The following is a 14,584-nucleotide window of genomic DNA, read 5'->3' as shown; positions in this document are numbered from 1 at the left end:
ACTGCCGGGCCTTCGCCCACATGGGATGAGGTGTCCGAGAGGGCGAGCCTCCCGGACGCTCGGTGGAGATGGCGGGAATCGAACCCGCGTCCAACGGTACGGAAACAGGGCTTCTCCGTGCGCAGTCCGCTACGAGTTTCTCAGCCCCGGAGATCACACGGACAAGTCTCCGACGGGCTCAGTCACTGTTTGATTTCCCTCCAGCCCCCGTGACCGGGGCTAGAGGTTTAGATCCCTAAATGACGCCAGGATCCGGGTCGGGACCACCCCCGGGCTGACGCTCCTCACAGAGGCTTCTTGTCGTTACCTAAAATTAGGCAGCGAGGGCGAAGCGGGAGTTATCGCTCTTGGAGTTGGCGATTATTGGTTGCGACATATGGTTAACGAGATCATTGCCGCTTCCTCGACACGCTTCCCCTGCATCGGTATCCGCTGTCGAAACCGATCATCCCCATGTTGTTTTTTCAAAGGTCGCACCCGCTGTGAGGTGCGTGACCCATCGTACGTGACCGACGGGCGCTGTCGCCAGCGTATTACCCGCGGCCGCGCCGCTAGCCGGCCTGGGCCGCCCGCTGCTTGCGCTTGGCCGCCGCGATGGCCCGGTTCGTCTCGCGGGTGTCCTGCTTCTCACGCAGGGTCTGGCGCTTGTCGAACTCCTTCTTGCCCTTGGCGAGCGCGATCTCGACCTTGACCCGGCCGTTCAGGAAGTACAGCGCAAGGGGCACGATCGTGTGACCCGTCTCCTGCGACTTCGCCTCCAGCTTGTCGATCTCCTCGCGGTGCAGCAGCAGCTTGCGCTTCCGCTTCGCCGAGTGGTTGGTCCAGCTGCCCTGCATGTACTCGGGCACATGGATGTTGTGCAGCCACGCCTCGTGCCTGTCGATCTGCACGAAGCCGTCGACCAGCGAGGCGCGGCCCATCCGCAGCGACTTCACCTCGGTGCCCATGAGCACCAGACCGCACTCGTAGGTGTCGACGATGTGGTAGTCGTGGCGCGCCTTCTTGTTCTGCGCGATGATCTTGCGCTCGGGCGCCTTGTCCTGGTTCTTCTTCGCAGGCTTGCCCTGCACGTTCACGAGTCCCTTTGCCATAGTGCGGTCATTTTCGCACTACGAGCCCCCTCCGAGGCCACTCAATACCGTCTTCGCCTGTTCTTCCGCCCGTTCCCCTGCGGTCAGGTCGGGGGTGATGCCCCGGCCGTCGACGGCGTGACCGGCCGGGGTGCGGTAGTGGCCGACGGTCAGCTCGGCGACGGAGCCGTCCGGCAGGGCGCTGGGCATCTGGACCGAACCCTTGCCGAAGGTGCGCGAGCCGACCGTGACGGCCCGGCCCCGGTCCTGGAGGGCCCCGGTGAGCAGCTCGGCCGCGCTCATCGTGCCCCCGTCGATCAGCGCCACCAACGGCCTGCCGGTGTCACCGCCGCCCTCCGCGTACACGGCGCGCTGCTCGCCCTCCACGTCGTACGTGGCGACCAGACCGCCGTCGAGGAAGGCGGAGGCGGCCACGGCGGCCTCGGCGACCAGGCCTCCGGCGTTGCCCCGCAGGTCCAGGAGGACGCCGGCACCGGCCGGCGCGGCCCGTACCGCGTCCCGCACACGCGCGCCCGCGCCCTTGGTGAAGGCGGCGACCCGGATCAGCAGGGTCCCGTCGTCGAGACGGCGGACGGTGACCGGGTCCGTGGCGAGCCTGGCCCGGTGCAGTGTCTGCGTCCAGGCCGCGCGGCCCCGCTCGACCCGGAGGGCGACGCTGGAGCCCGGTACGCCGTCGCCGCGCAGGAGGGCGACGACCTCGGAGACCGAGAGCCCGTCGACCGGGCGGCCGTCGACGGAGACCAGCCGGTCGTCGGCCCGGAGTCCGGCCCGCTCGGCGGGGCCGCCGCTCTGCACCCGGGTCACCCGGACCCTGCCCCCGGCGGCCCGGCCGGCGGAGAGCCCCACGCCGGTGTAGGCGCCGTCGAGGGCCTGCTCGAACTCGGCGTACTCCCTCTTGTCGTACACCGCGCCCCAGCGGTCCCCGCTGCGGCTGACGAACTCCTCGGCCGCCTGCTTGCCCGACTTGCCGTCCGCCATGGCGTCGGCGGCGGCCCGGTTCAGGGCTGCGCTGTCGACCGTCGCGGAGTCCCGGGACCCCTCCCCCGCGCGCAGGGTCGCCGTCGTGCGCCCGGCGGCGGACTCCTGCCGGGGCAGCGAGCCGGTGGCGGCGGCGGTGGCCAGGACCCCGGTGAAGACCAACGTCAGAACGGCCCCACGGAGCACTCCGCGGGGCCGGATACAGAGATGGTCGGTGCCGGCCGGCATGGCGCCCACTCTAGGACAAGGCAAGGGCGCCGCACGGGCTTTGCCCGTACGACGCCCTCCGCCGTCAGTGGTGTCTTCTCACACCTTCAGGTACTTGCGCAGCGCGATGAAAGCCGCCACCGCGGGCATCAGCAGCCCGATGGCGATCACCAGAGGCAGCTTGGCGAAGACGGCGTCCCAGCCGATGAAGTTGACGAGCTGCATCTTCTCCGCGAGCGCGATGCCGTGGTCGATGAGGAAGTACCGGCCGACGAGCAGCAGCACACAGGCGACCGCGCCACCGAGGAGTCCGGCGAACGCCGCCTCCATGATGAACGGCATCTGGATGTAGAAGCTGGACGCGCCGACGAGCCGCATGATCCCGGTCTCGCGGCGGCGGCTGAAGGCCGAGACGCGGACCGTGTTGACGATCAGCATCAGCGCGATGACCAGCATCAGCCCCATGACGCCGAGGGCGGCGATGTTCATGCCGTTCATCAGGTCGAAGAGGTTCTGCAGGATGCCCCGCTGGTCCGCGACCGACTCGACGCCGTCACGGCCGGCGAAGGCCGTGGCGACCACCTTGTACTTCTCCGGGTCCTTGAGCTTGACCCGGAACGACTCCTGCATCTGGTCCGGCGTCACGACGGAGGCGATGGCGGTGTCGCCGTACTGCTCCTTGTACCGCTTGAACGCCTCGTCGGCCGTCTCGTGCAGGACGGTGTCGACGATCTCCATCTTCTTCAGATCGGCCTCGATCTGCTCCTTCTGCTGCGCCGTGACCGCGCCCTTGGCGCACTTGGCCGCGGAAGCCGCGTCGGCCTTGTTGCAGAGGAAGATGGAGACGTTGACCTTGTCGTACCAGTAGTCCTTCATCGTGCTGACCTGCTCGCGCATGAGCAGCGCACCGCCGAACAGGGCGAGTGAGAGGGCCACGGAGACGATGACGGCGAACGTCATCGTGAGATTGCGCCGGAGACCGACGCCGATCTCGGAGAGCACGAACTGAGCGCGCATGGTGTGTTGAGTCCCCTACCTGCTCAGTGCTGGTAACCGTAGACGCCGCGGGCCTGGTCGCGGACGAGGCGGCCCTTCTCCAGCTCGATGACGCGCTTGCGCATCTGGTCGACGATGTTCTGGTCGTGGGTCGCCATGACGACGGTGGTCCCTGTCCTGTTGATGCGGTCGAGCAGCTTCATGATGCCGACCGAGGTCTGCGGGTCGAGGTTGCCGGTGGGCTCGTCGGCGATCAGCAGCATCGGGCGGTTGACGAAGGCCCGGGCGATGGCGACGCGCTGCTGCTCACCACCGGAGAGCTCGCCCGGCATCCGGTCCTCCTTGCCGCCGAGCCCGACCAGGTCGAGCACCTGCGGCACGGCCTTGCGGATCTCGCCGCGCGGCTTGCCGATGACCTCCTGGGCGAAGGCCACGTTCTCGGCGACGGTCTTGTTGGGAAGGAGGCGGAAGTCCTGGAAGACGGTGCCGAGCTGACGCCGCATGTGCGGCACCTTCCAGTTGGAGAGCCGGGCCAGGTCCTTGCCGAGGACGTGCACCTGGCCTTGGCTGGCGCGCTCCTCACGGAGGAGCAGCCGCAGGAAAGTCGACTTTCCGGAGCCGGACGAACCGACGAGGAAGACGAACTCCCCCTTCTCGATCTCCAGGGATACATCCCGGAGCGCGGGGCGGTTCTGCTTCGGATAGGACTTGGAGACGTTGTCGAATCGGATCACGGATGCACCACGGTCGGCCGGGAGTAGGTGTGCGTGACCTTACGCGACCGGGGAAGACCCGCGCAGTCGCGGTTCCGGCTTGCGACGTTTATCCTTTTCGCCCTTGCGGACGGGGCGGTCGCGATCCGGTGGGGCGCGCCGAAACGCCGTCGAGCTGGCAGAGTGGTAGGGGGAACGTCCGGACACCCTCGGACGTTGTCCTGGTGTGAAACCCAGTGCGGGAGGAGGAGAGCGCATGACCTACGACCGACTGGTGTGCGCCAACTGCGCGGCCCCGGTCGCCGAGGGCCGCTGCCCCGTCTGCCGCGCGAACCGGGAGCGACTGACCCCGCAGGGTGGTCTCTCGCCCGCGATGCTGCTGACGCTGGCGATCGCCCTGCTGGCTGCGATCGCCCTGCTCGCGGCGGTCCGTACGGTCTAGCGGACCGCACGGCGTCCACACGAGCCGGAACCATGGAGAAGGGCCGGGGAGCATCTCCCCGGCCCTTCCTCATGCTCTGTACGTCATGCGCCGTACGGATCCATCCTCGCGGCCGGATCAGACGGCGGCGCGGCCACCGCCGACGAGACGCGGCAGCATGCGGAAGCCGATGCCACCGGCGATCATGGTCGCGGCACCGATGATCAGGAACGAGGTCTCGGCCGCACCGGTCTCGGCGAGCTCCTCCTTCGCCTGACCCTGCTGCACGGGCTGCGAGCCGGCGTTGTTGGTGTCGGTGTTGCTGTTGCCGCTGTCCACGCACTCGGCGCCGTCGAGGTCGACGGTGCAGGTGCCGGCGTCACCGTTGTCGGTGCCGCCGTCAGCCGGGCCGGTCGTCTCGACCGGGCCGGGCTCCGTGGTCTCGCCCGGACCCGGCTCCGTGGTCTCGCCCGTGCCCGGCTCCGTGGTCTCGACCGGCGGGGTGGTCACCGGCGGAGTCGTCTCCGGCGGGGTGGTCACCGGCGGCGTGGTCACCGGCGGGGTCGTCTCCGGCGGCGTCGTCACCGGCGGAGTGGTCACCGGCGGCGTCGTCACCGGCGGAGTGGTCACCGGCGGCGTCGTCTCCGGCGGAGTGGTCACCGGCGGAGTGGTCTCCGGCGGCGTGGTCTCCTGGCACCCGGCGGTTCCCGGGATGCAGGTGGGCGTCGGCGTCGGGTCGTTCTCACCGAAGGCGCCCACGGCCTGCGCCGCACCCGCCGCCGTCAGCGACGCACCGGCCGCGATCACCGCACCCGCGGCGATGCGCGCGATACGGATTCGCATCTGCTTGGTCATCTGGCTGCTACCCCCAGTAGCTCATCTCGTCATGGGGCAGCGCTCGGGGCACGCGACAGAGGCGGCTCACTGCTGGGCCCGCCCCCGTTCGCACGCGCCCCAGAAATGCGCATGCCAGTACGCCACCCTTCCGAGTTTCCGATGAAGCGTCAAGGTCGTTGCGCGTGCGATGCCCGAAAGATCACGACGTGTCCCACATACGACGATGCAACTGTGACGTAAACCCAGAACTCCGGGTCCCGCACCGCCAGTTCCCTTGTCGACAAAGCTCCCCAGCGGCCTCGTTTCCGCTTGCGTCAGCGAATCCGCTGAGCGGACGGATGCCGCCGCGCAGAACGACGACGGGCCCCGCACCATGACGGTGCGGGGCCCGAACGTGCCGTGTTCCCGGGTTACTTCTCCTGCTGCTTGCGCCAGCGGATGCCCGCCTCAAGGAAGCCGTCGATCTCGCCGTCCAGGACGGACTGCGGGTTGCCGACCTCGAACTCCGTACGGAGGTCCTTGACCATCTGGTACGGGTGCAGGACGTACGAGCGCATCTGGTTGCCCCAGGAGCTGCCGCTGTCCTTCAGGGCGTCCATCTTGGCCCGCTCCTCCTGGCGCTGGCGCTCGAGGAGCTTGGCCTGGAGGACGTTCATGGCGCTCGCCTTGTTCTGGATCTGCGAGCGCTCGTTCTGGCAGGAGACCACGATGCCGGTCGGGAGGTGCGTGATGCGCACGGCCGAGTCGGTCGTGTTGACGCCCTGGCCACCGGGGCCCGAGGCGCGGTAGACGTCGACGCGCAGCTCGGACTCGTCGATCTCGACGTGGTCGGAGGACTCGACGACCGGCAGGATCTCGACACCGGCGAAGGAGGTCTGGCGACGCCCCTGGTTGTCGAAGGGCGAGATACGGACCAGGCGGTGGGTGCCCTGCTCGACGGAGAGCGTGCCGTAGGCGTACGGCGCCTTCACCACGAAGGTGGTCGACTTGATGCCGGCCTCCTCCGCGTACGAGGTCTCGTAGATCTCGGTCGAGTAGCCGTGGCGCTCCGCCCAGCGCAGGTACATGCGCTGGAGCCGCTCGGCGAAGTCGGAGGCGTCGACGCCACCGGCCTCGGCGCGGATGTTGACCAGGGCCTCGCGCTCGTCGTACTCGCCGGAGAGGAGGGTGCGGACCTCCATCTCGTCGAGGGCCTTGCGGACGGAGGTGAGCTCCGTCTCGGCCTCGGCGAGGGTGTCCGGGTCGTCCATCTCCTCCGCGAGCTCGAAGAGCACCGCGAGGTCGTCGATGCGCCCGCGCAGGGTCTCGGCCTTGCGGACCTCGGCCTGCAGGTGCGAAAGCTTGCTCGTGATCTTCTGCGCCGCCTCCGGGTCGTCCCACAGGGACGGGGCCGCGGCCTGCTCTTCGAGCACGGCGATGTCGGCCCTCAGCTTCTCGAGGTCCAGGACGGCCTCGATCGACCCCATGGTCGAGGAGAGGGACTTCAGCTCTTCGGATACATCGACGACTGCCACGCGTCCAGCGTAACGGCTCGCCGCCGCTGTTACGGCAGGGAGGACTGCTTGGAGTCCTGCGGCGGGGTGTCGGCGTCCCCGGAGGACGCCAGGTAGCCGCCCGCGCCGAGGGCGCCCGCGACCACCACCGCGGCGATGGTGAGGGTGATCCGGCGCTTGCGGACCGCCTCGGCCTTGTGGCGGGCCGAGCCGGGTCTGCGGGCCCCCGCGGGGCGCGGGGCGCGGGCCGTGCCCAGCGGGCCGCCGGAGAGCTCGTCGGGGGCCGGGACGCGCATCGAGGTGTGGGTGTCCCGGTTGGAGTCGGCGGAGGCGCCGGGGACGAGCGGGACGGCCGCCCGGCGCGGACCGGGCTCCCCCGCACCCGCACCGGTCGCGTACGCCTCCTCCTCGTACGTCTCCGGCGCAGGCTCCGCGTCCGGCTCGTCCACGTCGAGCGGCGGGATGCCCTTGAGCAGCGGCAGGACGTCCTTGAGGCGGGCGGCGAGCTCGGAGGCGCGCAGCCGGGAGGCCGGGGCCTTCGCCAGGCACTGCACGATCAGCTGCCACAGCTCCTCGGGGATGCCGGGCAGCGGGACGACGGTCTCGGTGACGTGGCGGCGCAGCACGGCGCCGGGGTGGCCGCCACCGAAGGGGGTGAAGCCGGCGAGCAGCTCGTACAGGACCGTCGCGAGGGCGTAGATGTCGACGGCCGCGCGCGGCGGGAGGCCCTCGACGATCTCGGGGGCGAGGTAGTCGGGGGTGCCGATGATCCGGGTGGCCTTGGTGCGGCCCGGCGTGTCGATCAGCTTGGCGACGCCGAAGTCGGTGAGCAGGGCGGGATGCGCGCCGCCGGGCCCGAGCGGCCCTTCCATGTCGAGCAGGATGTTCTCCGGCTTGACGTCCCGGTGGACGATCCCGGCTGCGTGCGCGGCCGCGAGTGCGTCGGCGACGTCGGCGACGATCGCGACGGCGGCCTCGGGGGCGAGCCGGCGTTCCCGGTCGAGGCGGGTGCGCAGGTCGGTGCCGCGCACGAGGTCCATGACGAGGGCCAGGTCGTTGCCGTCGACGACGAGGTCGCGGACCTTGACCACGCGGGGGTGGTCGAGACCGAGCAGGGCGGTCCGCTCCTGGACGAAGCGGCCGACGAGCTCCTGGTCGGAGGCCAGGTCCTCGCGCAGCAGTTTGACGGCGACGGGACCCTCGGGCCCCTCGCCGAGCCACACCGTTCCTGCACTGCCCCGCCCCAGGATCTGGTGGGTGGTGTAGCGGCTGCCGATGTTCCGTGCCAAGACTGCTCCCTCAGCGGCTGCGGTTCGCGTGCAAAGTTACGCGTCCGCAGCCGCCGGACGTCACTTCCGAGGGGAAATCACCCCTCGGAAGTCGATAAATCGGCAGTATTGCGTCGTCCTACGGGGTCACTGCCCGGTCGTACCGCCGGTAGCACCGGTGGAGTCGGTGGCCTCGCCGATCTTGGAGAACCAGTCGGTCACCTTCGAGATGCCGTCGCCGATGGCCTCCCAGTAGCTCTTGCCCTCGGCGATCCAGTCCTGGAGCGGGGTCAGCTCCCAGACCAGCCAGCCCGCGACCACGAACAGCACGATCATGACCAGGCAGCCCTTGAGGCAGCCGAGGCCGGGGATCCGCACCGGGTTGGCGCTGCGCTGACGCGGCGGACGCGGCTCGCGCGGGGCCGGCGCCTGGGGCGGCGGCTGCGGCGGGGTGTACTGCTGCTGGGGCTGCGCGTACTGCTGCGGGGCGGGCGGCGGCGCGTACTGCTGCGGCTGGTGCTGCTGCTGGTGCTGCGGCGGGTACGGCTGCTGCGGCCGCTGCTGCGCGGGACGCTGCTGCTGGTACGGCTGAGGCGGCTGCTGTCCGTACTGGCCCTGCTGGCCCTGCTGGCCGTACTGGCCGGGCCGCTGGTCCTGCGGAGGCTGCTGCCGCTGCGGACGGCGGCGCAGCGGGTCCTGGCTCGGGTCCAGGTACTGCACCTGCGTCTGCTCGTTGCGGTCGCGGGCCGCGCGGAGCTGGCTCTGCCAGGGGTGCGGCTCCTCGGACTGCGCGCCCTGCGGCGGCCGCGGCGGTACGGGGGGCATGACGGCGGTCGGGTCGGCGGCGCCCGCCGGGCCGCTGGTCGGCATGACGCTGGTCGCGCCGGCGGGGTCGTACTGCGGCGCCGTCCCGGCGCCGCTGGGCAGCACCTGGGTGGGGTCGGCGGCCCCGGCCTCGGGGGTCTGCGGGACGGGCGCGGGCGCCGGGTCCGGGGCGAGGAGCGCGCCGACGCCCTCGGCCGCCTCGATCTGGGCGGGCGTGGAGTGCACGCCGATGCCGGCGGCGACCGCGCGCAGACCTCGCGCGAGGTTCACCGCGCTCGGCCGCCGGTCCGGGTCCTTGCTGAGGCAGCGCTCTATGACCGTCCACAGGGGCCCGGGCACGGTCGACGGCCTGCGGGGCTCCTCGCTGAGGTGCCGGTGGAGGACCTCCAGGGCGGTGCCGCCCGCGAACGGAGGCCGGCCGGTGACCAGCTCGTAGAGCAGGATGCCGGCGCCGTAGATGTCGACGGCGGAGGTCTGCGGGCGGCCTTCGGCGGACTCCGGCGCCACGTACGCGGGCGTGCCGACGAATTCGTGGGTGCGGGTGAGGCCCGGGGAGTCCGCGAGGCGCGCGATGCCGAAGTCGGTGAGCATCGGGTGCATCTGGCCGCCCTGCTCGGCGAGCAGGACGTTGGCCGGCTTCAGGTCGCGGTGGACGACGCCGTCGGCGTGGCTGGCGGCGAGCGCGTCGGCGATCTGGGCGGTCAGGAGGGCTGCGGCGACCGGGGTCAGCGGGCCGCTGTCCCGGATGTACCGGTGCAGGTCGGGGCCCTCGACCAGGTCCATGACGAGCGCGAGGACATCGCCCTCGACGACCAGGTCGCGGGTGCGCACGATGTTGGGGTGAGTGAGCCGGAGCAGCACGGACCGCTCGCGCAGGAAGCGCATCACGATGTCCGCGTCGTTGGCCAGCTCCTCCTTGAGGACCTTGATCGCGACGGTCTCGCCGGGCTGGCCGGGCACGGCCGCCTCGGCGCCCGCCGTCTCCCGCTGGCGGGCTCGCCAGACGGTGCCCGTGGCGCCGCGGCCGAGCGGCTCCTCGAGCAGGTACTTGCTGCCGATAGGCCGCACGTCACGCGCTCCCTGCTGATCGTGGTCCTGGGGTGCTCCGGTGATGTTCCCGGGGTCCCTGTCCTCTGTTGTGACCCGTCCGGGTGTCCGACCCACTTTAGTGCCGCCGAACGGGGTACAGGCCGGTCGTCCACAGGCCGATTCCGATTCCGCCGGCCTGCCCGGGGCGGGCCGGCGCCGCGCCGACGTCGGTGCCGGCGTGTGCCTTCGCCGGACCGGCCCGGATGGGGCCGGGTGGGTCCGGTCTGTCCGAAAGAAGACGCTTCCGGAAGCGAGACGGTTGCCGGGCATGTTCCGAAGGCAAGCCCAACCAGGCACTTTTGCGTCCACAGCCGACCATTCAAGATCACTTCCGGCCGACCCGGGGGCGGGTTGTCGGTGGCAGGTGCGAGGATGCCTCCAGCACGTCGCATCGGTGGGGTCGGGAGCCCCCGCGCCGTGCCGACCTGTACCGGGCGACGCGTCCGTGCCGGGTGGGGGGAGTCACAGGGCGGTCCCCCTGCCGGGCATCACGCAGAAGGGACCGCTGACGGCGATGCAGATCCGGCTGACCGTCCTCGCGCCGTACGCCGGCCATGGCGCCGGACGTACCTGCGACGTGCTCGTCACGGCCCCCGCCGGGACGGCCCTGGCCGCCGTGGCCTCGAACCTCGCCGCCGCCGTCACCGGCCCCGACACCTCCGCCTCGGGCACCACCGTGCTCTACGCGGGCGCGGAGCGGCTCGACGGCCGCCGGTGCGTGCTCGGCGAGCCCCCGCTGGTCGACGGCGCGGTCCTCTCCCTCCAGGTCCCCGGCCCCGACGACCGCGTCGGCGAGGCCGCCGCGGCCCGGCTGCACGTGGTGGCGGGCCCGGACGCGGGCGGAGTGCACCTGCTGCACGGCGGAGCGATCAGAATCGGCCGTTCCGTGGACGCCGACGTACCGCTCGACGACCCGGACGTCTCCCGCGCGCACTGCACGGTGACCGTCGGCGAGGACGGCCGGGTCACGGTCGCCGACCGGGGCTCGACGAACGGCACGACCCTCGACGGCACACCGGTCGGCGACCGCCCGGTCGCCTTCCGGCCGGGCGCGCTGCTGCGCCTCGGCGAGTCCGCCCTCCGGCTGACCGGCCCCGGCGACGACCTCGGCACGGAGACGAGGGCGACCGCCCCGGACGGCGAGGGCCACCTGCGCGTGGCACCGCCCGGAGCCGACGGACGGGCTCCGGCGGACGACCGGCCCGCCCACACGGGCGTGCCCCGCACGGCGGTCGGCGGCCGGGTGGACGACACCACCCACGGCGGGGCGCGCGGCGTCCCGCTCGGCGGGGCCCCCGGGGACGCGTACGACGACCCGTACGGTCCGGGCGGCGCCCGCGATCGCGGTACGGGTTCCCCCGGCGCGGGCCACGCCCGCGCGGGCGACCACCCCGACGGTCACGACGGGCCCGACGACGACGGCGGCGAGGCTCACAGCAGGACCCACCCGTACCGCGGCGACACTCCCCCGGCCCCGGCCGGTTCCCCGCGCGCGGGGAGCGGTGGCAAGCGGGGCCTCGGCGCCTGGGCCCGGCGGCTGGCCGGCGGACGCGAGGAACTCCCGGCGCCCGCCACCGGCCCCCGTACGGCTCCGGACACCCACGCGGGCGCCCGCCTCGGCGCCGGGGCCCGGGACGGCTCCCCCGCGCCCGTGCCGATGGCCGACACCTGGCCCGACCCGGCCACCGTCCTGCTCACCGCCCTCGGTCCCGGCCCCCGGCTCTGGGAGCGCGGCCAGGACCACCCCGAATCGCTCGTGGTCCGGCTCGGCACCACGGACCGCGCCGACCTCTCCGGCGTCCCGGTCACCGTGGGCCTGCGGGAGGCCGGTTCGCTGGGCCTCGCCGGCCCCGCCGACCGGCTCGCCGGTCTCGCCCGCTCGGTCGTCGCCCAGCTCGCCGCCCTGCACTCCCCCTCCGACCTGGAGATCGTGCTGATCAGCGCCGACCGGAACCGCTCCCTCGAGGAGCGGCGCCGGTCCTGGGGCTGGCTCGGCTGGCTCCCGCACGTCCGGCCGGCCCACGGCCAGGACTGCCGGCTGCTCCTGGCGTACGACCGTGAGCAGGCCCAGGCCCGTACGGCGGAGCTGACCCGGCGGCTCGACGACGGTCCCCTCGGCCCCGGCTGGCCCAGCGCCGACCGCGCGTCCGTCGCGGAGGCGGCGGCCCGGCACGAGGGTCCGACGACGGTCGTGGTCGTCGACGGCGACCCCGGTTCGGCGGCCCTGCGCGAGACCGTCGCACGGCTGGCCGGCGCCGGAGCGGCAGCGGGGATCCATCTCCTGTGCCTCGCCGAGGCGCCCTCGGCCTCCCCGGTCTCCCCGGTGGCCGCCACCTACGAGACGGCGTGCGCCGCGTCCCTCGCGTTCCGCGAGTGCGGGGCCGCCGCGCTCCTCAGCGGTGATGTGGCGACGGCGCTGCGGCTGCTCAGGACCTCCGGCGGACGCGTCGCCGGCCACGGCACCGTCGGCGTGGTCGACGCGGTCTCCGTCGCCTGGGCCGAGCGCTTCGGCCGCGCGCTCGCCCCCTTGCGTACGGACACGACGGCGACGCCCGGCGCGCGTGCCGCCGCGCTGCCCCCGTCGGCCCGCCTCCTCGACGAGCTCGGGCTCGCCCGCGCCACCCCCGCCTCCCTGATGGCCCGCTGGGCCTCCGCCGCGGACGGCACCGCCGTCCTGGGCGCCGGACCGCGCGGCCCGCTGGCCGTGGACCTCACCCGCGAGGGCCCCCACCTGCTGATCGAGGGACCCGCGGGCAGCGGGCGGACGGAGCTGCTCCGTTCGATCGCCGCCTCGCTCGCGGCCGGCGGCCGCCCCGACCGGCTCGGCCTGCTCCTGGTGGACGGAGCGGGTGGCGACCGCGGCGAAGGACTCGCGGTCTGCACGGAGCTTCCGCACGTCACGGAGCACCTGGTCGCCTCGGACCCGGTGCGGATGCGGGAGTTCGCGCAGGCTCTGGGCGCGGAGCTGAAGCGCCGGGCGGAGCTGCTCGGCGACAGCCACTTCGCCGACCGCCGGGGGACGCGCGCGGCGCCCGCGGCGACCGCCGCCGACCGGCTGATCGGCCAGCGTTCGCCGAGCGCGGCGGAGTCCGTGCCCCAGGGCGCCCGCGCCACCGTCCGCCTCCAGGACTCCGGCGACCTCACGGACCGCCCGAGCGGCCGTACTCTGCGCACGGGCGACGGCACCATCGGCGCCCTCCCGAGCACCCGAAGCGGCCGCACGGACGGCCCGTACCCCACGCCGGAGGACCTCGGCGGCCGCCCGAGCGGCCGGATCACGTACACGGGCGACCTCGACAGCCGGCCGAGCGGCCGGAGCGCGTACCCCGGAGACCTGGACAGCCGGCCGAGCGGCCGGAGCGCGTACCCCGGTGCCGATGACCTCGGCGGCCGGGTCACGTACCCCGGGTCCGAGGACCCCACCGGGCGTCCCAGCAGCCGCACCCTGCGCACGGGCGACGACGACCTCGCCGACCACCCGAGCGGCCGCGTGGCCCGCACGGGTGCGGAGGACCTGGGCGGCCACGGCAGTGGGCGCGTGTCGCGCCGCGGGGCCGAGGACCTGGGCGGCCACGGCAGCGGACGAGTACCCCGTCCCGGGGCCGAGGACCGCGGCGGACCCGGCGGCGGGCGCGTGCCCAGGCCCGGCGACGGTTCGTTCGACGAGCGGTCCGGTTCCCGCACCCGGGCGGGTTCCGACGCCTTCCTGACCGATACGCCCAGCGGGCGGCTGCCGCGCCGGGACGGCGACGACCGTTTCGGCGGCCGCACTCTCCGCACCGGCGACGGCGACCTCACGGACCGCCCGAGCGGGCGGGTGCCCCGCACCGGGGCGGAGGACGTCGTCGGCCACGGCAGCGGGCGCGTGTCCCGGCCCGGGGACGGTGACCTCGGCGGCTACCCGAGCGGCCGCGTGCCCCGCCCCGGCGACGGCGACCTCGCCGACCGCCGCGCGCCCCGGCCCTCCGGCGAGGAGGCGGCCGGGCGGATTCCCCGGCCAGCCGACGGCGAGCAGGGGCCCGGACGGCCCTGGGGCGGACCCGCCCACCTCCCCCGGCTCATCGTTCTCGTCGACGACTTCGACGCCCTCGTCGCCCCCGCGCTCGGCGCCTCCGGGCGCCCCGCCGCCGGATCCGTCGTGCGGGCCCTGGAGGCCGTCGCGCGGAACGGCGAGCGGCTCGGTGTGCACCTCGTCGCGACCTCCGCGCGTCCCGACCGGACCGCCGACACGGAGCTGGCCCACGGGGCCCGGCTGCGGATCGTGCTCGACGCGCCCCCGGTGACCGCGGGACCGGACGTACCGGCCGCCGGGCGCGGTCGCCTCGGCCATCCGGACGGCCGGGTGACGCCCTTCCAGGCGGGTCGCGTCACCGGCCGGATCCCCCGGACGGCGACGCTCCGCCCCACCGTGGTGCCTCTGGAGTGGGAGCGGATGGGCGATCCGCCGACCCGCCGCCCGGTCCGCGAGCTGGGCAACGGGCCGACCGATCTGGCCCTCCTCGCGAGCGCCCTCGACCGTGCCGCCCGCTCGGTCGAGGCGACACCCGTGCCCCCGCTGACCCCCGCGACCCACAGCTGACATCACGTCACGAGGGCGTCACGATCGCCCACTTGACACGGAAGGCGGTATTGCGGGGCCCCGTCACCGGGCGTAGACCTGTCGGCA

10 protein-coding genes and 1 other RNA gene are annotated in these 14,584 nt (G+C 73.2%); 2 read left to right on the top strand and 9 right to left on the bottom strand.

Annotation, left to right across the window (positions count from 1 at the left end; translation table 11 throughout):
• Positions 1-60: 60 nt before the first annotated feature.
• The 5 genes from ssrA to ftsE all read right to left on the bottom strand — a co-directional run bounded on the left by ssrA (position 61) and on the right by ftsE (position 4,006).
• Positions 61-453: a transfer-messenger RNA gene (gene ssrA, locus IF00_RS43250) on the bottom strand.
• Between the two features lie 98 nt (positions 454-551).
• Complete coding sequence (gene smpB / locus IF00_RS0132985; RefSeq protein ID WP_051820739.1) at positions 552-1,091, bottom strand: SsrA-binding protein SmpB; 540 nt, start codon at positions 1,089-1,091, stop codon at positions 552-554.
• A gap of 18 nt (positions 1,092-1,109) precedes the next feature.
• On the bottom strand, positions 1,110-2,297 hold the full coding sequence (locus IF00_RS0132980) for a S41 family peptidase (RefSeq protein ID WP_030324456.1): 1,188 nt from the start codon (positions 2,295-2,297) through the stop codon (positions 1,110-1,112).
• A gap of 78 nt (positions 2,298-2,375) precedes the next feature.
• On the bottom strand, positions 2,376-3,293 hold the full coding sequence (gene ftsX, locus IF00_RS0132975; RefSeq protein WP_030324455.1) for a permease-like cell division protein FtsX: 918 nt from the start codon (positions 3,291-3,293) through the stop codon (positions 2,376-2,378).
• Positions 3,294-3,316: 23 nt separating this feature from the next.
• Complete coding sequence (gene ftsE, locus IF00_RS0132970; RefSeq protein WP_030223113.1) at positions 3,317-4,006, bottom strand: cell division ATP-binding protein FtsE; 690 nt, start codon at positions 4,004-4,006, stop codon at positions 3,317-3,319.
• Positions 4,007-4,241: 235 nt separating this feature from the next.
• Between ftsE and IF00_RS0132965 the strand changes: the two genes are divergently transcribed.
• The gene (locus IF00_RS0132965) at positions 4,242-4,427 is read left to right on the top strand and encodes a hypothetical protein (RefSeq protein WP_030324454.1); all 186 of its coding nucleotides are present in this window, start codon (positions 4,242-4,244) and stop codon (positions 4,425-4,427) included.
• A gap of 117 nt (positions 4,428-4,544) precedes the next feature.
• On the opposite strand, the gene IF00_RS0132960 is transcribed toward IF00_RS0132965, so the two are convergent.
• The 4 genes from IF00_RS0132960 to IF00_RS0132945 all read right to left on the bottom strand — a co-directional run bounded on the left by IF00_RS0132960 (position 4,545) and on the right by IF00_RS0132945 (position 9,897).
• On the bottom strand, positions 4,545-5,261 hold the full coding sequence (locus IF00_RS0132960; protein ID WP_030324453.1) for an LPXTG cell wall anchor domain-containing protein: 717 nt from the start codon (positions 5,259-5,261) through the stop codon (positions 4,545-4,547).
• Between the two features lie 392 nt (positions 5,262-5,653).
• Positions 5,654-6,757, bottom strand: coding sequence for a peptide chain release factor 2 (prfB, locus tag IF00_RS0132955; protein ID WP_030324452.1), 1,104 nt, complete (start codon positions 6,755-6,757; stop codon positions 5,654-5,656).
• Positions 6,758-6,786: 29 nt separating this feature from the next.
• On the bottom strand, positions 6,787-8,025 hold the full coding sequence (locus IF00_RS0132950) for a serine/threonine-protein kinase (protein WP_030324451.1): 1,239 nt from the start codon (positions 8,023-8,025) through the stop codon (positions 6,787-6,789).
• Between the two features lie 126 nt (positions 8,026-8,151).
• The gene (locus IF00_RS0132945; protein WP_030324450.1) at positions 8,152-9,897 is read right to left on the bottom strand and encodes a serine/threonine-protein kinase; all 1,746 of its coding nucleotides are present in this window, start codon (positions 9,895-9,897) and stop codon (positions 8,152-8,154) included.
• Positions 9,898-10,432: 535 nt separating this feature from the next.
• Here IF00_RS0132945 and IF00_RS47240 point away from each other — a divergent pair.
• Positions 10,433-14,497: an FtsK/SpoIIIE domain-containing protein gene (locus IF00_RS47240; protein WP_030324445.1), complete on the top strand. Its 4,065-nt coding sequence runs from the start codon at positions 10,433-10,435 to the stop codon at positions 14,495-14,497.
• Positions 14,498-14,584: the final 87 nt, after the last annotated feature.

Source organism: Streptomyces flavochromogenes (assembly GCF_000717595.1).
GTDB classification, from domain to species: Bacteria; Actinomycetota; Actinomycetes; order Streptomycetales; family Streptomycetaceae; genus Streptomyces; species Streptomyces flavochromogenes.
Note: the sequence above shows the minus strand (reverse complement) of the source record. Positions and strands in the feature narration are given on the sequence as shown.

Excerpts from the sequence above, each read along its gene's own strand:
- smpB (WP_051820739.1), bottom strand. The coding sequence starts at position 1,091 with ATGGCAAAGGGACTCGTGAACGTGCAGGGCAAGCCTGCGAAGAAGAAC.
- IF00_RS0132980 (WP_030324456.1), bottom strand. The coding sequence starts at position 2,297 with ATGCCGGCCGGCACCGACCATCTCTGTATCCGGCCCCGCGGAGTGCTC.
- ftsX (WP_030324455.1), bottom strand. The coding sequence starts at position 3,293 with ATGCGCGCTCAGTTCGTGCTCTCCGAGATCGGCGTCGGTCTCCGGCGC.
- IF00_RS0132965 (WP_030324454.1), top strand. The coding sequence starts at position 4,242 with ATGACCTACGACCGACTGGTGTGCGCCAACTGCGCGGCCCCGGTCGCC.
- IF00_RS0132960 (WP_030324453.1), bottom strand. The coding sequence starts at position 5,261 with ATGACCAAGCAGATGCGAATCCGTATCGCGCGCATCGCCGCGGGTGCG.
- IF00_RS47240 (WP_030324445.1), top strand. The coding sequence starts at position 10,433 with ATGCAGATCCGGCTGACCGTCCTCGCGCCGTACGCCGGCCATGGCGCC.